20 protein-coding genes are annotated in these 19,960 nt (G+C 72.2%); 5 read left to right on the top strand and 15 right to left on the bottom strand.

Features of this window, described 5'->3' with window-relative positions:
* Positions 1–5 precede the first annotated feature (5 nt).
* From AA23TX_RS21795 to AA23TX_RS21765, 7 genes are all read right to left on the bottom strand, one after another.
* Positions 6–572 carry a TetR/AcrR family transcriptional regulator gene (locus AA23TX_RS21795; RefSeq protein WP_155544725.1) on the bottom strand — a complete coding sequence of 189 codons (567 nt, stop codon included), beginning with the start codon at positions 570–572 and terminating at the stop codon, positions 6–8.
* Positions 573–632: 60 nt separating this feature from the next.
* The gene (locus AA23TX_RS21790; RefSeq protein ID WP_155544724.1) at positions 633–1,946 is read right to left on the bottom strand and encodes an ABC transporter substrate-binding protein; all 1,314 of its coding nucleotides are present in this window, start codon (positions 1,944–1,946) and stop codon (positions 633–635) included.
* The gene (locus tag AA23TX_RS21785; protein WP_155544723.1) at positions 1,933–3,003 is read right to left on the bottom strand and encodes a branched-chain amino acid ABC transporter permease; all 1,071 of its coding nucleotides are present in this window, start codon (positions 3,001–3,003) and stop codon (positions 1,933–1,935) included. The genes AA23TX_RS21790 and AA23TX_RS21785 overlap by 14 nt, the downstream gene beginning before the upstream one ends.
* On the bottom strand, positions 3,000–3,851 hold the full coding sequence (locus tag AA23TX_RS21780; RefSeq protein ID WP_155544722.1) for a branched-chain amino acid ABC transporter permease: 852 nt from the start codon (positions 3,849–3,851) through the stop codon (positions 3,000–3,002). Before AA23TX_RS21780 ends, AA23TX_RS21785 begins: the two co-directional genes overlap by 4 nt.
* Positions 3,852–3,886: 35 nt before the next feature.
* Entirely contained in the window at positions 3,887–4,594 is a 708-nt protein-coding gene (locus AA23TX_RS21775) for an ABC transporter ATP-binding protein (RefSeq protein WP_155544721.1), read from the bottom strand.
* Entirely contained in the window at positions 4,587–5,408 is an 822-nt protein-coding gene (locus tag AA23TX_RS21770) for an ABC transporter ATP-binding protein (protein WP_155547216.1), read from the bottom strand. The genes AA23TX_RS21775 and AA23TX_RS21770 overlap by 8 nt, the downstream gene beginning before the upstream one ends.
* Before the next feature lie 250 nt (positions 5,409–5,658).
* On the bottom strand, positions 5,659–6,633 hold the full coding sequence (locus AA23TX_RS21765) for an ABC transporter substrate-binding protein (RefSeq protein ID WP_155544720.1): 975 nt from the start codon (positions 6,631–6,633) through the stop codon (positions 5,659–5,661).
* Positions 6,634–6,986: 353 nt separating this feature from the next.
* On the opposite strand from AA23TX_RS21765, the gene AA23TX_RS21760 reads away from it, so the two are divergent.
* Positions 6,987–7,898, top strand: coding sequence for a Kelch repeat-containing protein (locus AA23TX_RS21760; RefSeq protein WP_196425474.1), 912 nt, complete (start codon positions 6,987–6,989; stop codon positions 7,896–7,898).
* Positions 7,899–7,901: 3 nt separating this feature from the next.
* Here AA23TX_RS21760 and AA23TX_RS21755 read toward each other — a convergent pair whose 3' ends face one another.
* The 3 genes from AA23TX_RS21755 to AA23TX_RS21745 form a co-directional block, all read right to left on the bottom strand.
* A complete protein-coding gene (locus AA23TX_RS21755) occupies positions 7,902–8,165 on the bottom strand; it encodes an SH3 domain-containing protein (protein ID WP_155544718.1) in 264 nt (87 codons plus the stop codon).
* Between the two features lie 47 nt (positions 8,166–8,212).
* A complete protein-coding gene (locus tag AA23TX_RS21750) occupies positions 8,213–8,542 on the bottom strand; it encodes a hypothetical protein (RefSeq protein WP_155544717.1) in 330 nt (109 codons plus the stop codon).
* Between the two features lie 622 nt (positions 8,543–9,164).
* On the bottom strand, positions 9,165–10,136 hold the full coding sequence (locus AA23TX_RS21745) for a methyltransferase (RefSeq protein ID WP_155544716.1): 972 nt from the start codon (positions 10,134–10,136) through the stop codon (positions 9,165–9,167).
* Positions 10,137–10,183: 47 nt separating this feature from the next.
* Between AA23TX_RS21745 and AA23TX_RS21740 the strand changes: the two genes are divergently transcribed.
* Complete coding sequence (locus tag AA23TX_RS21740) at positions 10,184–10,447, top strand: hypothetical protein (RefSeq protein WP_155544715.1); 264 nt, start codon at positions 10,184–10,186, stop codon at positions 10,445–10,447.
* Here AA23TX_RS21740 and AA23TX_RS21735 read toward each other — a convergent pair.
* Positions 10,396–11,007, bottom strand: a complete 612-nt coding sequence (locus AA23TX_RS21735; protein WP_155544714.1) for a thioesterase II family protein — start codon at positions 11,005–11,007, stop codon at positions 10,396–10,398. The two genes, AA23TX_RS21740 and AA23TX_RS21735, sit on opposite strands and share 52 nt — an antisense overlap.
* Positions 11,008–11,092: 85 nt before the next feature.
* Between AA23TX_RS21735 and AA23TX_RS21730 the strand changes: the two genes are divergently transcribed.
* From AA23TX_RS21730 to AA23TX_RS21720, 3 genes are all read left to right on the top strand, one after another.
* Positions 11,093–14,176, top strand: a complete 3,084-nt coding sequence (locus AA23TX_RS21730) for an AfsR/SARP family transcriptional regulator (RefSeq protein WP_155544713.1) — start codon at positions 11,093–11,095, stop codon at positions 14,174–14,176.
* 102 nt (positions 14,177–14,278) lie between these two features.
* Positions 14,279–15,046 carry a GntR family transcriptional regulator gene (locus AA23TX_RS21725; RefSeq protein WP_155544712.1) on the top strand — a complete coding sequence of 256 codons (768 nt, stop codon included), beginning with the start codon at positions 14,279–14,281 and terminating at the stop codon, positions 15,044–15,046.
* A 60-nt stretch (positions 15,047–15,106) separates the two neighbouring features.
* A complete protein-coding gene (locus tag AA23TX_RS21720) occupies positions 15,107–15,850 on the top strand; it encodes a hypothetical protein (protein WP_155544711.1) in 744 nt (247 codons plus the stop codon).
* On the opposite strand, the gene AA23TX_RS21715 is transcribed toward AA23TX_RS21720, so the two are convergent.
* The 4 genes from AA23TX_RS21715 to AA23TX_RS21700 are packed head-to-tail and all read right to left on the bottom strand — an operon-like array spanning position 15,822 to position 19,620.
* Positions 15,822–17,129 carry a hypothetical protein gene (locus AA23TX_RS21715; RefSeq protein WP_155544710.1) on the bottom strand — a complete coding sequence of 436 codons (1,308 nt, stop codon included), beginning with the start codon at positions 17,127–17,129 and terminating at the stop codon, positions 15,822–15,824. The genes AA23TX_RS21720 and AA23TX_RS21715 overlap by 29 nt on opposite strands.
* Entirely contained in the window at positions 17,126–17,509 is a 384-nt protein-coding gene (locus AA23TX_RS21710; RefSeq protein ID WP_155544709.1) for a PTS sugar transporter subunit IIA, read from the bottom strand. The genes AA23TX_RS21715 and AA23TX_RS21710 overlap by 4 nt, the downstream gene beginning before the upstream one ends.
* 11 nt (positions 17,510–17,520) lie before the next feature.
* Entirely contained in the window at positions 17,521–19,137 is a 1,617-nt protein-coding gene (locus AA23TX_RS21705) for a PTS system mannose/fructose/sorbose family transporter subunit IID (protein ID WP_155544708.1), read from the bottom strand.
* 6 nt (positions 19,138–19,143) lie between these two features.
* The gene (locus AA23TX_RS21700; protein WP_155544707.1) at positions 19,144–19,620 is read right to left on the bottom strand and encodes a PTS sugar transporter subunit IIB; all 477 of its coding nucleotides are present in this window, start codon (positions 19,618–19,620) and stop codon (positions 19,144–19,146) included.
* Positions 19,621–19,960 lie beyond the last annotated feature (340 nt).

The following is a 19,960-nucleotide window of genomic DNA, read 5'->3' as shown; positions in this document are numbered from 1 at the left end:
GTCCACTAAGGACGGAGGCTGCGCAGCATCAGGTTCGCGAAGTGCTCCCCGACCTGCTCGCCCGACAGCGGGCCGTCCGCGTGGTACCACATGTGGAGCCGGTGGATCGCGCCGTAGTGGTAGTTGATCACCAGGTCGGCGGGGACGTCGTCGCGGAAGATCCCCGCGCGCTGCCCCTCGGCGACGAGGTCGCGCACGCGCTCGTGGTAGCGGCGGCGTTCGGCTCGCACCTGGATCTGCTTGCTCTTCTCCAGCAGCGGGAACGACTGGAAGAACACCGTCGCCGCGTCGAGGTCCGCGATGCTGGTCGTCACGACGTCGGCGATGATGGCGTGCAGCCGTTCCGGCAGCGGCAGGTCCGACTCCGCGATGGTCCGCATCCGCTGGGCCTGCATCCGCAGCATCGCGGTGTAGATCTCCAGGAGCAGGTCGTCCTTGGATTCGAAGTAGTGGTACAGCCCACCCTTGGTGACGCCGGCCCCTTCGACGATCTCGCGGACCGTCGTGGCCTCGAACCCCTTGTCGGCGAACAGGCGCACTGCCGCCCGCACGACCTTGTCCCTGACCGTCATGAGACCACCCTATGTGAGCGGGCGGGCCGGTCCGCGCGGCGCCGCGGACCGGCCCGGTCCTCACTTGCCCAGCAGGTTCACCTGCTCCGGAGTGGCGCGTTCCCCGGTGTACGGCGTGATCGCCCCGGTACCCCGGTCGGTGACCGACGGTGGCTGGATCACCGTCGTCGTGGTGTCCGGGTTGATCTTGAACACGAACCCGCCGGTGTACCCGGAGTGCGAGTCCTTCGAGAACCCGAACGGCGTGAGGCCCGGGCCCTTCAGCTGCCCGGAGCTCATCGCTTCGACGATCTTCTGGCGCGTCGGGTCCGGCCCGGCGGCCTTCAGCGCCTGGCCGAACGTGTACCCCAGCACCATCCCGTAGAACAGCGTGTTGGTGAGCGGCTCCTTCGGGATGTACTTGTCGTGGATGCCCTTGAAGTAGGCGACCCACGGGTCGGACGTCTGCGAGACGTCGGGCAGGTAGCCGGTGCCGATCAGCCCGGACAGCAGCTGCGCGCTCGAGACGGTCGCGCCGCCGCGCTTGGCGAAGTCCTGCAGCAGCCCGGACAGCGTCGCCGGGTCCGCGCCGATGCTGCTGACGACGAACTGCGGCTTGTACCCGATCTTCGCCGCGGCCAGGATCGACAGCGCGGTGAACGCCGGGATGCACTCGCAGACGACGACCTCGGCGCCCGCGGCCTTGAGCGCGGACAGCTGCGGCGTGACGTCGGTGTTGGCGCTGTCGTAGCCCTGCCGCGCGACCGTCTGGTCCTTGATGAACTGGTCGAGCCCCGCCTGGGTGTCCCGGCCGATGTCGTCGTTCTGCGTGAAGTACCCGATCTTCTTGCCGGCGAAGGTGTCCTTGATGTACTTGCCCTGGATCTTGCCCTCACGCGCGTAGTCCAGCTGGTAGCCGAAAGTCATCGGCGCCTTCTGGGGGTTGTCCCACGCCAGCGCGCCCGAGGACACCAGCAGGTCCGGCACGCCCTCGGTGTTCAGGTAGTCGACGACCTTGGAGTGCGTCGGCGTGCCGAGCCCGCCGACGATCGCGAACACCTTGTCCTGCAGGACGAGCTTCTTGACGACCTCGACGGTCTTCGTCGGGTTGTACCCGTCGTCCTCGACCTTGTAGTCGATCTTCCGGCCGTTGATCCCGCCGCCGTCGTTGATCGCCTGGAACACCGCGCGGGCGCCGACGGAGATCTTGCTGTACCCGGGCGCGGCCGGGCCGGTCAGCGGCTGGTGCGTGCCGATGGTGACGGTGTCCTTCGTGACGCCGACGGCCGAGTCGGCGGCCTGCTGGCCGCCGCCGTCGCTCTCCCCCGCACCTCCGCACGCGGTCAGGGTCAAGGCGAGAGCGAGGAAACCCGCGCCGTACCTAGTGGTTCTCATGGTTCTCCTTCTTTTCGGCGGGTCGACGGAGAAGTCCACGTAGCCACTGGAACCCGCCCTGGACACCGCGGGGGAAGGCGAGCACGACGACGATGAGGATCACGCCGTACACCGCGAGCGGGAGGTTGTTGGCCACGTCGGTGTTCAGGTGCAGGACGTCGGCGAGGTCCTCGGACCAGGCCTGGAAGTAGACGAGCGCGATCGCGCCCCACAGCGCGCCCCACAGGGAGCCGAGCCCGCCGAGCACCACGGCCGCCAGCAGGCTCAGCGACAGCGCGGGCGTGAACGAGCCGGGCGCGGCGGTGCCGAGCAGGTACGCCTGCAGGCCACCGGCCAGGCCGCCGCACACCGCGCTGATGAGGAACGCAAGGATCTTGGTACGGCCGACGGCGATCCCGCTCAGCGACGCGGCGACCTCGTCGTCGCGGACCGCGCGGAAGTTCCGGCCGAGCTTGCCGCGCACGACGTTGACCACGAGCACCAGCGCGATGAGCACGCTGAGCCAGACGACCCACGTCTGCCAGCGCAGCTCGGGGACGGCGATCCCGGCCGGTCTGCTGTGGACGGTGAAGCTGAGTCCGTTGCTGCCACCCAGGAAGTCCTGGAACCGGCGGGTCAGCGCGGGCAGGCCGACGGCCAGCGCGAGCGTCGCCCCGGCGAGGTACGGCCCGCGCAGCCGGGCCGCGGCGGCCCCGGCCAGCAGCCCGGCGAGCCCGCCGGCGGCCGAAGCGAGCAGCAGGTCGGCCCACAGCGGGAACGACGGGACGCGCCGCACCAGCAGCGCCACCGTGTACGCGCCGATGAACATGAACGCGCCGTGGCCGAGGGAAACCTGCCCGGTGAGGCCGGTGAGCAGGGTCAGCCCGGCGACCGCGATGAGGTAGTAGCCGATCGTCGCGATCCGCAGGTTGGTGAACTCGTCGGTGACCAGCGTCAGCAGGACGACGACGGCGAACGCGGCCAGCGCGAACAGGAGGTGCCGGAGCAGCGGCGGCAGCAGCCGCTTCTTCGTCACCGTCTCGACGCGGGTTTCCGGAAGACTCGTTCGCACGGTCATACCCGCCTCACCTTCGCGCGGCCGAACAACCCGCTGGGACGCACGATCAGCACGACGACGAGGATCGCCAGCGCGGCGATCGTCACCATCTCCGGCCCGAGGTAGCCGGACACGTAGGACAGCCCGACGCCGAGGACGAACCCGCCCGCGATGGTGCCGAGGGGGTTGTCCAGGCCGCCGAGCACGGCCGCGGTGAGGGCGTAGACGAAGACGCCGTCGAGGACGTTCGGGAAGAGGAACGGCGGGGTGGCCAGCAGCCCGGCCAGCGAGCCGACCGCCGCCGCCAGGCCCCAGCCGACGGTGAGCATCAGCCCGACCCGCACGCCGAGCGTGCGCGCGACCTCCGGGGCGAACGCCGCCGCGCGCATCCGCAGGCCCAGCGGCGTGTACTTGAACACCACCAGCACGAGCGCGGCGATCACGAGCACCACCAGCACCACGAACAGGTCGTTGGCGGAGAACCGGCCGACGAAGTCGAAGGCGTACGGGAACGCCAGCGGCTCGTTGGACCAGATCATGCCCGCGATCGCCTGCAGCACCAGCAACAACCCGAGGGTGACGATGATCGAGCTCAGCTCGGAGCGGTGCCGCAGCGGCCGGATCAGCAGCCGTTCGGTGGCGACGCCCAGCAGGGTCCCGGCCACGATCGCGACGGCGAAACCCAGCCAGTAGCTGCCCGTCGCCTTCGTCACCGAGTACGCGAGGTACGTCGAGATCAGGGCGAGGGCGGGCTGCGCGAAGTTCACCACCCGGGTGGCCCGGTAGATGATGACCAGTGCGAGCCCGAGGGCCGCGTAGACCGCGCCGGCGGAGATCCCGCCGAGGGTCAGGTCGAAGAATTCCCGCATACCGGACCGTTCACCTCCATTAACCGGTCAGAGCGTCAGAAACCGAGGTAGGCGTGGCGGAGGCCGTCGTCGGCCAGCAGCTCCGCCGCGGTGTCGACCGCCACCACGCTGCCGAGCGCGAGGACGTACCCGTTGTCCGCGATGGACAGCGCGCTGTGCGCGTTCTGCTCGACGAGCACCACGGTGAGCCCGGTCGAGGTCCGCAGGTCCCGCAGGATCCCCATGATCCGGGCGGTGATCAGCGGGGCGAGGCCGAGCGACGGCTCGTCCAGCAGCAGCAGTTCCGGGCGGCTCATCAGGGCGCGCCCGATGGCCAGCATCTGCCGCTCACCGCCGGACAGCGTCGCGGCGGGTTTCGCCGAACGTTCCGCCAGCGGCGGGAAGAGCTCGTACATCTCCTTGCGCGCGGCCTCGCGGTCGGCGCGGTCGCGGCGCCACAGCGCGCCCAGCCGGAGGTTTTCGTCGACGGTCAGCTCGGTGATCACGCCGCCGCCCTCGGGCACGTGCGCGACCCCGCCGCGGGCGATGCGGTCGGGTGCCCGGCCGGTGAGTTCCTCGCCGTCCCAGGTGATCCGGCCGGCGCGGGCCGGCTGGAGGCCGCTGATCGTGCGCAGCAGCGTCGTCTTGCCGGCGCCGTTCGCGCCGAGCACGGCGGTGATCCCGCCGCGGTCGACCGTCAGGCTGACGCCGTCGAGCGCGCGGACGGCGCCGTAGGCCACGGAAAGCTCGTCGATCTCAAGCACCGGGCGCCTCCTCGGCGGGATCGCCGAGGTAGGCCTCGGCCACGCGGGGGTCGGCCTGGATCTCGGCCGGGGACCCCGCCGCGATCACCTCGCCGAAGTTGAGCACCACGACCCGGTCGCAGACCTGCATGACGAGGTCCATGTGGTGCTCGACGAGCACGACCGCCATGTGCCGCCGCAGCGAGAGGATCAACGTCGAGAGCTCGACGAGCTCGGCGGCCGAGAGCCCGCTGGCGGGTTCGTCGAGCAGCAGGAGGTCGGGCTCGGCCACCAGCGCCCGGGCGAGGGCGACACGTTTTCGCACGCCGTAAGGCAGAACGCCCGGTAGCCGGTCGGCGAGGTCGGCGATCCCGAGCTCCCCGAGCGTCACGCGGGCCCGGTGCGCGAGGCCGGCTTCGTCGCGCGCCGACCGCCCGGCGCCGACGAGGGCGGGGAGCAGGCCGGTCTTCGCGTGGCGGCCCGCGCCGGCCATCACGTTCTCGAGCACGGTCAGGCCGGCGAAGAGGCCGAGGCCCTGGAGGGTCCGGACGATCCCGAGTCCGGCGAGGTGTTCGGGGCGGTGGCGGACGAGTGGCTCGCCGCGCCACAGCACCCGGCCGGACTGGGGCCGGACGAAGCCGCAGATGACGTTGAACAGCGTGGTCTTCCCGGCGCCGTTGGGCCCGATGACCCCGACGACGGTGCCCGCGTCGACGCCGAGGCGGACGTCGTTGAGCGCGGTGAGCCCGCCGAACCGCACGGTGAGACCATCGACCACGAGCAGGTCCTCGCCAGGCACAGGCTCGCCGGGCCGAGCCTCCCCGAGAAGTGTCATCATCGACTCTCCCGTCTCCCCTGTCCCACGATGTGGACCAGGCCGTACCGCGCGGTCGGTATGAAGAGGGTGGAGTGCGGCGCCGGGCGTGTCAAGGTGCGAACCGCCGGAAACCGGATCGACGCGGGCGGTCCGTGAATTTCGGAAAGCCCGCGCGCCGGGGGAAGTTCTCACGACGGCAGAGGCGCCGCGAACGCGAAAAGGGCGGGTGCGCTCTTCAGCGCACCCGCCCTTTCCCGCCGGTTCCCGGTCAGCCGGTACTGGCCTGCGGAGTGATCATCGAGGAAGCGTCGAGCTTCGTCTGGACGACGCCCAGCTGCTGCAACAGGTCCGGCACCCGCTGGATGCGGCGGGCGTCCAGGGTGGACCCGAAGGCGGGCATCACCATCAGGCTCGCGATGTCCTGGTCCACCTTGGCGTTGCGGACGACGAGCGGCTCGATCCGCGCGCGGTCGACCGAAGCGCGCGTGGCGTTGAGCATCGCGCGCTGGAACGCGAGCATCGTCTTCGGATGGGCCTCGACCCACTTCGCCGTCGCGCCGAAGCCGGTGAGCGGGAAGGCCTGCGTGCTGCCGCTGGCGGCGTCGATGACCGGGAACGCGCCGGCGACCTTCGCCGACTGCGTGAGGAACGGTTCCGGCTGGTAGGCGGCGTCGACGCGGCCCTGCGCCAGCGCCGTCCCCATGTCCGGCAACGGCATCGGCACCCACTGCACCTTGTCGAAGCCGACCCCGTGGTCGCGCATCACCGACCGGGTCAGCACGTCCGAGGCGGCGTTCTTCGAGCTGATGGCGATCCGCTTGCCGTTCAGGTCACCGACCGTCTTGACCGGCGAGTTCGGCACGGTGACCAGCTCGTTGCTGCGCGGGCTGGCCGAGGTGGCGTCCGCGATCAGCTTCACGTCGGTGCCGTTGTTCTTCGCCAGGAAGAACAGGGTGTAGGTGGACAGCGCGAGGTCGTCCTGGCCGTTCGTCATCCGGGTCAGCGCCTCCTGGCCACTGGCCCCGGTGTCGGCCTGCACGTCGAGCCCTTCGGCCTTGAAGTAGCCGCCTTCCTGGGCGAGCCAGAAGGTGGCGAGGTCGACGGCGGAGAAGATGGCGACCCGGATCGCCGGCTTTTCGACGGTACCGCCGCTGCCGGACCCGCCTCGCTGGCTGCACGCGCTCACCAGCGCGAGGACGAGCGCGAGCACGGCGAACCGGCGGGTCGAGGCGCGTTTGAGCATGACACTCCTCGGAAAGGAATCTTTTCGATCACGGAATCCGGCTCGTACAGCCGTGATCGCCGGACTGTAGATGACGTTTTCCGGGTCCGCAAATATCGATTCGGGAAACCTTGAACGGCGTACAAACGGGTAATCCACTGACCGGACGGTGATCACCAGGGGAAACAAACCCACGAGAAGCCGCCACACAGCGTGATCGATGTACGCCATCCAGCCGAGCGCACTACAGCGGATGACCCATCGGGAAAGGAATCGTCCGCGCGCACCGGGCAGCGAAAAACCAATTTCGGCCGAAGCGGTAACAAACAGATCGTCTTCGGAGACTCTGGCGGGGCGGAATGGAGGGGTGCGCGATGAACGTGTCGTGGAAGTACCGGCCGCCGATGCTGTCGCCGAGGTTCGCCCACGAGGTGGCGACCGTCGGGGACGACGTCTTCGTGCTCGGCGGGACCGACGGGAACGTGGGCTTCGGCTCGGTGGAGACGCGCAAGGTCACGGGCAGCGGCGCGTGGCGCTACGTCAGCCCGATGCCCACCCCGCGCGGCAACCACGCGGCCGGCGTGGTCGGCGGGCTGATCTACGCCGCCGCCGGGATCACCGCGGACGAGCGCACCACCGACGTCGTCGAGGTGTACGACCCGGCGTCCGACGAATGGCGGGCGAGCCCGCCGATGCCCGTGCCGCTCGGTGCGGCGTCGGCGGCCGGACTGGGCGGAAAGCTTTATGTGGCAGGCGGTTTCGTCGGCGACAGCGATCCGGAGGAGCACGCCACGGACGCCGTGCTCGTCTTCGACCCGGCGACGCGGCACTGGGCGCCGGTGGCCCCGATGCTCACGCCGCGGGCCCGGTTCCGGCTCGTCGCGACCGGCACGCACCTGTACGCACTCGGCGGTTTGCCGAGCCGGCAACAGAACGCGCTCGACTCGGTGGAGCGGTACGACCCGGACGCCGACCACTGGGAGGCGGTCGCGCCGATGCGCAAGCGGCGCGGCGCACCCGGTGCGGTGCGGGTGGGCGACCGGATCGTGGTGACGGGCGGCGGTCCCGCGCCGATCGAGGACCCGACCGCCCGGGACCGCACGACCGAGGTCCTCGACGTCCGCACGGGGGAATGGGTGCTGCTGGGCACGCTGCTCCCCCACGGCCGGGCGTCGGTGGTCTGCGCGGCGACCCCGGCGCACCGGGTCCTCGCCATCGGCGGGAACGCGAACCTCTACGGCAGCCTGGTGACGGTGCCGGACGTGCTTTCGCTCAAGCTCCCTTGAGCGTCAGCAGAACCAGCCGGCCTGGATCCAGCCGCGCTGGTTCACGTGGCCCATCGCGTACCCCTCGGCCCAGTCACCGCTGGGCGAGTACCGCGACAGTTCGAAGTGGTCTCCGCGGTAGAGGGTGCCGACGATGACGCCCGCGGGCTGCGTCCGGACGTAGAGGTCCTGGGCGCAGATCTCGTGCACGGTGCCCGCTTCGGCGGCGGGGGCCGCGGCGATCGCCGCGGCGGCGGCGAGGGTGGTGGTGAGGATGGCGCGTTTCATCGGCTTCCCTTTCGGTTCAAGGCTCGGTTCAGGGCTCGGTTCAGGGCTCAGTTCAAGGCGAAGCAGTCGCGGAGGAGGAAGCCCCATTTGCCGGTGCTGTGCCAGAAGACGTCGGCCGAGTTGTGGTCGGAGGTGATGTAGCGGACGCCGATGTAGTTGCCCTGGACGAGCGTCGCGATCGGGTCGGAGTGCCCCTGCCCGGCGGTGTAGTTGCCGAAGAGGGTGGCGGTCTGGCAGGTGACGTGCGCGGCACGGGTCGGCACCCAGGGGTCGCCGATGGTGCCGCTTCCACTTTGGACAGTCGCCTGCGCGGGCGCGGCGACGAGCCCCGCCGCGGCGACCGCGAGTAGTGCGGCCGTGCGGATTCGCTTGATCATTTCGGTCCTTTCCGGACGGACGAAGGTGTGTCGTCAGGAAAGAACTACCGGGCAGCTGGATCCGGCGGAAGCCCACGCCATGCCCGGGCGTGCACAGTTCAGGTCCACCCGTGCACCGGCGCCGGTCAGCGCCCTACGGCCACCCTCCACGACGTGATGCCCCGCCAATCACGCGTGTTGCCCCTCCAAACACGCGTGATGCCCCTCCAAACACGGGCGATGCCCCGGCGATCACGCTGGATCCGCTGCCGTCACGCCTTCGCGCGGGGGTCAGCGCGGGTGCCACGACCGTCGCCCCGCTCTGCCGAAAGGGTGGCGAGTTGCTCCACCGCGGTCCGCCGCGCACCCAGCCCGGCCACGCGACTCGGCACCTGCCCACCACCCTCACCGCCAGGCGAATCGGCACCGCCCGACGCCGAACCCCAGCACCACCCGCGCTCGCAAGGCGACCCGGCACCGCCTGCCGCCCCTAACTCCGCCGCAGCTTTGGCGGGCGTCGCGAAGCGGCGCAAGCCGGGGATCCCCGCTCCCACCGGCGCGCCCAGCCAGAGCCGCCGGAAGGCCGGCGACCCGCGAAGCGGGGTCGAGTCGACGAACGCGCCGGTCAGAGACACCGCAGAACTCATCCGATGCCGAACTCCAGCACGGACCGCCCCTCGCTCACGTCCGTCACCGCGTCGAGCACCAGGCCGTGAGGCGCCGCGAGGGCTTCGAACTCGGCGACCCGGCGCTCCCGGCCGCCGAAGATGACGAGCATGGCCAGGTCCATGTCCGTGCGGCCGCGCCGCCCGCCGACCGCCTCGACGACCAGCACCCGGCTGTCCGGGCGGGCCGCCTCGACGCAGCGGGCCAGGACGCGCCCGGCGTGCTCGTCGTCCCAGTCGTGCAGGATGTCGCACAGCAGGTAGGCGTCCGCCCCCGCCGGGAGCGGGTCGAAGAAGCTGCCCGCGACCACCGATGCCCGCTCTTCCGCGGCGAAGGTCCGGGCGGCGACGGACACGTCGACGTCGACCAGCCGGCCGCGCGTGCCGGGGTGGGCCGCCAGGATCGCGGCGAGCAGCGTGCCCGGGCCGCCGCCGACGTCGACGACCGTGGCGAACCGGCCCCAGTCGTACCCGGCCGCGAGCTGCGGGGCATCGGCGCGTAGCCGGTGCGTCATCTGCCGGTCGAACGACTCGCGCAGGGGCGGGTGCTCGGCGAGGTCGCCCCAGAAGTCGCGCCCGTACCGGCGGTCGTAGCCGGGCTCGCCCGTGGTGACGCTGTGCAGCAGCTCGACGAACGCCAGCTCGGCGCGCCCGCCCGCGGTGTCCAGGTTCAGCAACACGCCGGTCAGGGTGTCGCCGCAGAGGTGCTCGCCGTACCCGGTGGTCCGGTAGCCGGTGGCCGTCCGCTCGAAGAACCCCAGCGTCGTGAGGTGACCCAGCAGCAACCCGAGCGGGACCGGCGCGACGCCGAGGTCTTCCGCCAGCCGCTCCACGGCGACCTCGTCCCCGCGGAGCCGGTCGGGCAGGCCGAGGGTCACCGCCACCCGCAACGCCATCGGGGTCGCCAGGCCGGCCATGCGCAGAATCGTGTTCGCGTCGTCACTCCCCATGACGATCGATGGTCCCAGCGGGTGGATTCCTCCACAAGGGACGATCGGTGACCGGACGACCACCCGCGGCAAAGGGAAGCGATATGGAAGCCGGTTCGGGCAAGATCGGCCGCAATCCGAACCTGAGGAGTCGAACCATGAACGCCCGTCTGCTCCAGGCCGTCATCGGCACGGCCTTTGTGGCTGCCCTCGTCTTCGCGCCCGCCGCCCAGGCGGCCGAGAAGCCGCCTCAGACCGGCCCGTCCATCGGCGTCGGTCCCTACATCGGTGACTCGCCCCGGCCCGGGACGGCCAGCGCCGACACCAAGTAGCCGGCGCGCAGGACGGCGTCGCGCAGCAGCGCGCCGCTGTCCCGCGCCCGGGCGGGGGCGAGCACGAACCCCGCGTTCGTGTGCTCGCCCCAGCCCGTCATCACGTGCGGCTCGCCGAACCCGCGGATCGGGCACGGCAGCGGCGGCGCCACGGGCACGTGAGCGTCGCTGGCCAGCAGGCTGACGTCCGCGCGGGCCGCCTGCTCCGGCACGGCCCGCGCGGCCCGGTCCGGCGGCGCCTGGTGCGCCACGACGAGTGCCCGCGGAACCCCCAGTCCCGCGGCCACCCGCCGCTGCGCCAGCCGGTAGGCCACCAGCGCGCCGAGCCCCGCGCCGAACAGCACGTGCGGGCGGGCGAGCACCCCGGCCAGCTCCGCCGCGAGCGACTCCACCAGCAGCCACATGTCCCGGTACGAGTGCTCCTCCCGGCGCTCGCCCCGGCCGGGCAGCTCGACGACGTGCACCGCGATCCGCGGATCGCGCCACGCCCGGTACCGGCCGGCTGCCTCCCCCGCGTCCGGGAAGCAGACGAACAGCAGGCGTCCGTCGTCGGTGTCCACCCGCGGCCCCCTTTTCTCCTCGGCCGGGGATAGGGTCGGGCACGGCACTTCCGTTCCGCTTCGGTCGGCCTTCTGGGGGCTCCACGTGCGCTACCGCTTGCTCGGGCCGGTCACGGTCCTCGGCGACGCGGGCGCCGTCCGGCCCGGTGGCCAGAAGCAGACGTCCGTGCTGGCCGCGCTCCTGCTGAACCCGAACCGCGTGGTCGGCGAAGACCGGCTCATCGACCTCACCTGGGGCGAGAACGCGCCGCCGAGCGTCCGCGGCCGGCTCCAGGTGCACATCTCGGAGCTGCGGAAGCTCCTCGGCCGTGACGTCATCGTCCGGCGCGCGCCCGGCTACGTGATCGAGGTCGCTCCCGGTGACCGGGACCTCGACGTGTTCGACGACGAGGTCGCCCGGGCGAGGGCGACGTCCGGCGCGGCGGCCGTCACGCACCTGCGGGCCGCCTTGGCGTTGTGGGACGGCACCCCGCTCGGCGGGGTGAGCGAGCCGCTGGCCGAGTACGAAGGCCCGGCGCTGGCCGAACGCCGGCTCGTCGTGCTGGAGGAGCTGTACGAGCAGGAACTGGCTTCCGGGCGGCACGGCGAGGTCGTCGGCGAGCTGCGCCGGATCGTCGAGGAGCACCCGTTCCGGGAACGGCTGCGGGCCGCGCTGATGCTCGCGCTGCACCGCTGCGGCCGCACGCCGGAAGCCCTCGAAACCTACGCGCGGGCGCACGAGCTGCTGGTCGACGAGCTCGGCATCGAACCCGGCCAGGCCCTGCAGGACCTGCGGATGCGGATCCTGCGCGGTGAAGGCGAACCGGTGCCGGCCACGGGCCCGGTCGTGCCGCGGCCCGCCGAGCTGCCGCTGGACGTCCGCGGGTTCACCGGCCGGGCACCGGAGCTGGCCGCGCTCGACGAGCCGGGCGACGTCTGGGTGATCACCGGCACCGCCGGCGTCGGCAAGACCGCGCTGGCCGTGCACTGGGCCCACACCGCGCGGGCGGGCTTCCCCGACGGCCAGCTGTACGTCAACCTCCGCGGTTTCGAAGCCGACGACGAGCCGCTCACCCCCGCCGCCGCGCTCGCCCAGCTGCTGCGCACCCTCGGCGTCGACCTGCGGGACGTGCCGCCGGGCATCGACGACCAGAGCAAGCTCTACCGGTCGCTGCTGGCCGACCGGCAGGCGCTGGTCGTGCTGGACAACGCCCGCGACGCCGCCCAGGTGCTGCCGCTGCTGCCGTCGTCGGGGCGGGTGCTGGTGACCAGCCGGCACCGGCTCGACGAGCTCGTCGCGCGCACCGGCGCCCGGTCGCTCGGCCTGACGCAGCTGCCGGCGGACGACTCGCGCGCACTGCTGACCGCCCTGCTCGGCGAGCGGGTCACCGCCGAACCCGAAGCGGCGGACGAACTGGCCCGGCTCTGCGGCCACCACCCGCTCGCGCTGCGGATCGCGGCGGCGAACACCGGGGTCGCGAGCCTCGGCGAGCTCGTCGACGAGCTGCGCGGCGACCCCCTGGCCCAGCTCGGCTTCGACGGTGGCGAAGAAAGCGCCGTCGCGAAGGCGTTTTCGGTGTCCTACCAAGCCTTGCCGTCCGCGCTGCGGCACGCGTTCCGGCTGCTGGCGCTGGTGCCGGGCGCCGACTTCACGGCGGTCGCCGCCGCGGCGCTGCTGGACGTGCCGGCCGAGGAGGCGACCCGGCGGCTGCGCGGGCTGGCCGCGGCGAACCTCCTGGAGGCGCACGCGCCCCGCCGCTACCGGTTCCACGACCTCGCCCGGCGCTACGCCGAGCGGTGCGTCCGCGCCGACGAAGACGAAACGTCGCGCGAAAAGGCGTGGGAGCGGCTGTTCACCGGCTACTGCGCGGCCGCGGACGCCGCCGTCGCGCTGCTGGGCGCGCGGATCGTGAAGCTCCCCCGCGAAGACGCCCCGGCGGCGCCGAGCCCGATCGCGTTCGCCGACGCCGCGGAAGCCGTGGCCTGGCTGGACGTCGAGGTGCCGAACCTGGCGGCGGCGCTGCGGCTGGCGGCGACGCGGGGGCCGTACCCCGCCGCGTGGTACCTCGCCGACGCGCTGCGGCGGTTCTTCCACGACCACGGGCGCCGCGCGGAGTGGCTGGAGCTGGCCCCGATCGTCCTGCACGCGGCCCAGCAGCACGGCGCCCAGCCGGCCGAGGCGCTGGTGCACCTGTCGATCGGCGGCGCGTACTTCCGCGAAGGCCAGCACGAGGCGGGCATCCGGCACTCGGAGAAGGCGGTGCTGGCCAGCCGGGCGTGCGCCTGGCGCGAATGCGAGGCGACGGCGGTCGCGAACCTCGGGTCGATGCTGGAGTGGACCGGCCGGCTCTCGGAAGCCGTCGAACACAGCCGGCGCGCGATCCAGCTGTTCCGCGAGCTGGCCAACCCCTCGGGCGAGGCGCTCGCGCTGAACTCGCTGAGCTGCCACTACCGGCAGCTGGGCCGGCTGGAGCAAGCCGAGGACTGCCTGTGCGAGGCCGTCGCGCTGTGCCGCCGGGAAGATCTGCGGTTCTGGGAGGCCGCGAACCTGGCCGACCTCGGCTGGGTGCTGCTGGAGACGGGACGCTTCGACGAGGCCGCGGAAGCGGTCGAGGGATCCCTGAGCGCGTTCCGCGGCCTCGGTTCGAGCTTCGGCGAGGCGACCGCGCTCACGGCGTTGAGTGCGTTGCAAGGCGCCCGTGGCGACCACGGCGTGGCGGCGCGAACGGCGGAAGAGGCCCTCGACCGCGTCCGCCGCGACGGCGACCGCCAGGTGGAAGCGGCCGCGTTGATCGCGCTGGGCCGGGCGTCGGAAGCCGGCGGCGACCTGGCCTCGGCGGAGCGCGTGCTGAGCGAGGCCCGGGAACTGGCCGCGGAGTCGGGTCTGCGGGGTCAGCTGGCGGAGGCGTCGGCGACGCTGGCGTGGGTGCTGGCCGCGGCCGGCCGGGTGCCGGAAGCGGGCGAGCACGCGCGAACGGCGCTGGACGCCGCACGCGCGGGCGGTTACCGGCTTTTGGAGGCACAGGCGCTGCTCGGCTTGGCGGCGGTCGAGGGCGCGGCCGGCCGCTCGATGCTCGCCGACGGGACGGCGCGCGAAGCACGGGGGCTCTACCGGTCGGTCGGGCACGTGACGGGAGAAGCGCTGGCCGAACGGTTCCTCGCGGACTTCGCCCGCCGCGCGACCGGATGACACCGGCCGGAATTACTCCATCTCCCGGTGGGAAAGCCGTTTTCCCGGACCTCACCCGCCGCGCGTGTTACCTCCGGCCCGTCCGCGCGACATACTGAAGCCATGCCTCGTCCGAAACACGTCCCCGCGAGCGATCTCCGGCTCCCGGACGCGCTGCAGCCGGGGCGACCCAAGGGCGACCAGCTCCGCGAGATCATCGAAGCCGTCGCGACCGAGGCCGGTCCCGGGCGGCTGATGCCGTCCGAACGGTTCCTCGCCGAGCACTTCGGCGTCGCCCGCGGCACCGTGCGCCAGGAGATCAACCGCCTGGTCTCCGACGGCGTCCTCTACCGCCAGCACGGCACCGCGACCTTCACCGCCGACCGCCAGGCCCCGCACATCGACATGCTCACGTCGTTCACCGAGGACATGAAGGCCCGCGGCGTGATCCCGAAGACGAAGGTGCTGCACGCCGAGGTCCTGAGCGCGGGCCCGCGCATCGCCGGCCGCCTCAACGTTCCCCCGGGCGCGCGCGTGTTCCGGCTGGAGCGCCTGCGGTACGTCGACGACGAGCCGTTCGCGGTCGAGCGCACCAACCTGTCCGTCGACCGGTTCCCCGACATCGAGCTGTTCGACTGGGAGACGCAGTCCCTGCACCGCACCCTCGAGGAGCGCTGGGGCGTGCACGCGGAGTGGAACGACACGGCGATCTCCGCGGTCCTGCCGAACACCCTCGACGCGGGTTTGCTCGGCATGGAGCCCACCCAGCCGTGCCTGATCATCGAAGGCACGCTCCACGACCAGAGCGGCGGCGTCATCGAAGCGGGCCGCTCGCTTTACCGCGCCGACCGCTACACGGTGTTCACCCAGGCTCGGCGCAGCCCGGTCTGACCGGGCAACCCCGGTGCCTCCTCCGGCGTGTTCCCCAGCACGGACGCCGGGGAGGACCGCATGGCACGCCGGAGCAAGTTCTTCGCACTCGCCGCCCTCGTGGGGTCGACGGCCGCGCTCGCGGCGTGGTCCACCCGCCGTCCCCGCGCGAAGCGGAAGCCGAAGCCCGAGCGGAGTCCGAAGCCGAGCCCGCCCCCGCCGGAGGACGATTCGGCCTGGCACCGGCGGAAGGCGCACCGGCGGCTGGTGTTCACCGGCGTCCTCGTGGCCTCGGCGGCGATCTCCGTCTGGGCCGCCCACCAGGAAACCCGGATCGGGGAAGGCGGCGTCCTCGTGGGTGGCTTCGGCGTGCTCGGCGCAGTCCTGTGGGCGGTCGCCTGGCGGCGGGGCGCCTGGACACCGGGCGACGACTTCGGCCAGCTGACGTTCACCATGCTGGGCCTGCTCGTCCTGGCCTTCTCCGGACCGGGCCTGGTGACCGACCTGGTCCTGACCCACCGCGGCGCGCCGATCCTGATCGAGGTGGCGCCCGCGCGCCCCTCCCACGACGCCACGCTCGTCCTGCCGGGCGGCTCGACGCCGTTGCGCGGTGATCTGCGCGGCTTCGCGGACACCGTCGAGGGGGAACGGTTCACCGTGCTGTACGACCCCGGCCGGTTCGTCCGCCCGGCGCTGCCCGAAGACGTGAACCCCTCGCTCGGCACGGTGTTCTTCCTGGCGGGCGCCGGAATGCTGGCCGTCACCGTGCTCGGCTTCGGGTTCCCCCTCGAATGGCCTAGGTGGGGCGGCCGTGATGCGTCTTGAGCAGCCGCAGGCAGTGCTCCACCAGCACGTCCCCCGCGTCCGGCCCGAAGAGCGTCACGTACGACTCGTACACCCCGCCCCGATGCCCCTCCGCGTCCGGCAGGTACCCCAGGTACCCGTCGGTGTAGCCGATCACCCGCGTGTGCCGGAACGGGCTTCCCCGCCGGATGCGCAGCCCCAGCGACGCGAACAGCTCGAACGGTGTGTGCAGCCACGCGATCTCCCCCAGCGTCACCACGCTGACCGGGACCTCCGCGCAGCCCGTCGGGCGGTCGGTCGCCGCCATCGCCGCCAGCATCGCGCAGCCTTCGTAACGGGTCTGCGCGATCCGGACGGCCGGGTGGTCCTCGCCGTGGTGGGCCAGCTCGCGCTGCCACTCGCGCTCGGCCGACTGGCGCAGCTCCAGGCTGTCCTCGAGCGACGGCACCTCGCGGTAGGGCAGGAACAGCGCCGACCGGGACACCCGGACCGGGCCGGTTTCCGCCGTCGCGGAGGCCGCCGCCAGTGTCCGGGCGATCGACGTCGCCAGGTGGCCGCCGAGGGTGCGGACCTCGGCGTGGTCGCGGCCGCGCCGGACGAACCGGGAGCTCGCGTCGCCCGCCGCGCCCTGCAGGAACGCCGCCACCGGCTGGCCGATCAGCGCCGCCAGCTCGCGCCGCGTCGCGCCCGGCCAGTCCGCCGACCACGTCAGGTTGTCGGGCCCCAGCACGGTCGGGTGGCTGGCGTAGTCGAACAGCAGCGCGGCCGGCGTGCCGTCGTCGCGGCGCAGCTCCAGCACCCCGAACGACGTGTCGTGCGGCCCGTCCGGCCGGTAGCGGTTGCCGCCGACGGCCTCCGTCGCCCCCGCGTGCCAGCTGGCCCGGACGCGGCCGCGGCACGCGCGCAGCCGCAGCGCCGCGCCGGTGACCGTCTCCGCCATGCGGCCGACCAGCCCGGCGTCGCGCCGGCCCGGCAGCCCGGGGTGCAGCGGGCCGGTCCAGCCCTCGGGCCCGGAATGCGTGTGCGACGCGCAGACGAGCACCCGCGCCGGGTCGATGCCCACCGCGGCCGCGACGGCGTCGGTCAGGGTGCGGGTGAGGCCGGCGTCGACCGCGAGCGCGTCGAGCGCCACCCACAGCACGCCGGGGTCGTCCTCGGTGGACAGCCAGATCAGCGACGCCTCGAGGTCGTCGTGCGTGCCGGTCGCGACGCCGTCCCTGGCCAGGTAGCCGCCGAGCGGGTGCCCGGGTCCCGGCGTGATCCGGACGTCTTGCGCGGCGAGCAGGAGCGCGGCGGTCACCAGGTCGATTCCAGGACGTCGACGACGCCGTCGCGGCCGGCGGCGCGAGCCACCCCGGCGAGCTCGGTGACGTCGTCGGTCGTGTGCAGCAGGACCTCCAGCAGCATCGGCAGGTTGAGGCCGGACACGAGCTGGAGGCGCGGGTGCGCGAGCGCGCGGACGGCGTTGAACGGCGAGCCGCCGTGCAGGTCGGCGAGCACGAGCGCCTCGGTGGCGTCGCCGAGCAGCGCGAGCACCCGGGCGCCGAACTCTTCCGGGCTGTCGCGCGGGCTCAGCTCGCACACCTTCAGCCGCGACTGCGGGCCGAGGATCATCTCGGCGGCTTCCCCCACACCGGAGGGCAGCCGCCCGTGCCCGGCGAGGATGATCGGAACGGACATGGCGGTGTCTCCTAACCTTTCGCCGGGGGCGACGGCGCGAACCAGCCGAGCCACCCCAGGGCCACCCCGGCGACGACGACGATGGCGATGATCCAGACGGGCCGCAGGCGGGCCTTGGCCGTCAGCAGGTAGACCCCGGCGGTGACGAGCACCGGCAGCAGGAACGGGACCAGCTCGTCGAGCCGGTCCTGGATCGCGACGGCCTGAGTCACCGGCTGCCCCTGGACCGTCGTGGTCTGACGGTAGGTCAGCGTGGTGACGACCTTGACGATCGACGGGATGAACCCGCCGAGCACGACGAACCCGAGCACGGTCGCCCCCTGCGCGACCCGGGCGAGCGCGCCGGCGGCCAGGTGGCCGGCCAGCCGTTTGCCTTCGCGGTAGGCGAACCCGAACTGCCAGCGCCGCACCAGCGCGTACGGCACGAGCACCATCACCGCGGCGAAGGCGGGGCCGAGCCAGCTGCCCTGCAGCGCCCACGACGCGCCCATGGTGAAGATGATGCTGTTGTACAGCGCGAAGACGACGGTGTCGCCGATGCCGGCCATCGGCCCCATCAGCGCGACCTTCGTGCTCGCGGCCGACTTCGGCGTGCCCGCTTCCTCCAGTGCGACGCTCGAGCCGAGGATCAGCGGGCCGCCGATGAGCACCGAGGTGTTGAAGAACTGCAGGTGCCGCTGCAGGCCGGCGACGTAGTCGGCTTTCTCCGGGTAGAGCCGGCGCAGCACCGGTTCCATCGAGTACGCGAACCCGAGCGCCTGCATCCGCTCGTAGTTCCAGGAGATCTGGCTCGACCAGAAGTACCGGCGGAACACGCGGCGCAGGTCCTGCTTGGTCAGCCGTGGGTCCACAGTGGACTCTTCGGCCGCCTCGGGGACGGCGAGCGCCGGTTCGTCGCGCTTCAGCGTCACGAACAGCATCGCGACCGCGACGCCGATCAACCCGATGCCCAGCAGCGGCACGTGGAGGTAGGCGAACGCGACGAACCCGATCAGCAGCAGGTACCAGTACCGCGACAGCTCCATCATCCCGAGCAGCAGCGCGAACCCGACGGCGGGCAGCAGCGACCCGGCGAGCGTCATGCCCTGCACGAACCCGGCCGGGATGCTCGCGGTGATGTCCTTGACCAGGCCGCCGGACGCGGCGAGCGCGGCGAGGAACGTCGGGATCGCGCGCACCGCCACCCACGGCACCAGGCTGATCCAGTGAATAAGCGCGAGGCCGCGCGCGTTGCCGTCGGCGGCGTAGCCGTCGGCCCGGTGGACCAGCCCGGTGGTGATGATCTTGCCGACCGGGTCGAGCGCGGAGAGCAGGATCGCGGCCGGCAGCCCGACGCCGAGCCCGATCGCGACCTGGGCGGACGTGTCCCCGGCGGCGCCCGCGGCCAGCGCGGTGCCGACGATCGCGCCCGTCTGGTAGTCGGGGATGGTCGCGCCGCCGTAGGTGTAGACACCGAGGGCGGCCAGCTCCAGCGTCGCGCCGATCAGCAGGCCGAGCAGCGGGTGCCCGACGATCAGCCCGGCGACCGAGCCGGCGATCAGCGGACGCTGGGCGTAGATGAGGAACGGGCCGAGCCCGTCGTAGGTGCAGTAGATCGCCCACAGAGTCAGGGCCAGCGCGACGAGCATGCGGGGCTAGAGCCCTTTCCGGTCGAGCAACGGGACGAATTCGGCGGGCTTGTCGTGGGGCATCAGCTGCGTGACCAGCGGGACGCCCGTGGCGGCGAGCTTGCGGTAGGCGTCGGCCTCGTCCGCGGTGACCGCGATCGAGCGCGTGACCATGGTGTAGGCGGTGCCGGGGCGCGGCGCGACGTTGCCGACGTTGACCGTTTCGGGCCGCAACCCGCCTTCGACCAGGCGAAAGGCGTCCCCGGGGTCTTTCGCGAGGATCATGACGTCCGCGCCGACGGTCAGTTCGAGCGCTTCGGCGACGGTGCAGACGTCGGTGGGCAGCCCGCGGGCGGCCTGCGGGAGCAGTACCCGCTGCAGGTCGTCGGCGGCGACGTCGTCGTTGCAGACGACCAGCCGGCGCACGCCGAGCCGCCGCGTCCACGCGACGGTGACCTGCCCGTGGATCAGCCGGTTGTCGATCCGGACGTGTGCCCCCGCCATGTGTCTCCTCCCGGCCGGCAGCACCCATCCTGGTTCGTACCAGTAGTTGTGTCAACGCGGTCTGTGACCGGAGGTTTCAACGACGGCTTCGCGCGGCCGACGGAAGGACCCCTCAGACCTTCCGTCGGCCCGCGAGCGCGAAGCCCCCCTCGGTTTTCCCGGACCCTCCCATAAAGGTATATACCAGTATGAACGTACGAGATCGACTGTCAAGACCTTGACGCCCAGCGGTCCGAAAGATCATTTTCAATCGTACGATCGAAAATCCCGTGGGCGATTCACCCCAGGCTGTCCGTTCTTGTCAGTGACAGCCCGCTCACCCGCTGCCTATCATCCTCAG

Source organism: Amycolatopsis camponoti (assembly GCF_902497555.1).
Taxonomy (GTDB): Bacteria; Actinomycetota; Actinomycetes; order Mycobacteriales; family Pseudonocardiaceae; genus Amycolatopsis; species Amycolatopsis camponoti.
The sequence above is the reverse complement of the archived record's forward strand: the minus strand, read 5'-3'. Positions and strand labels throughout refer to the sequence as shown.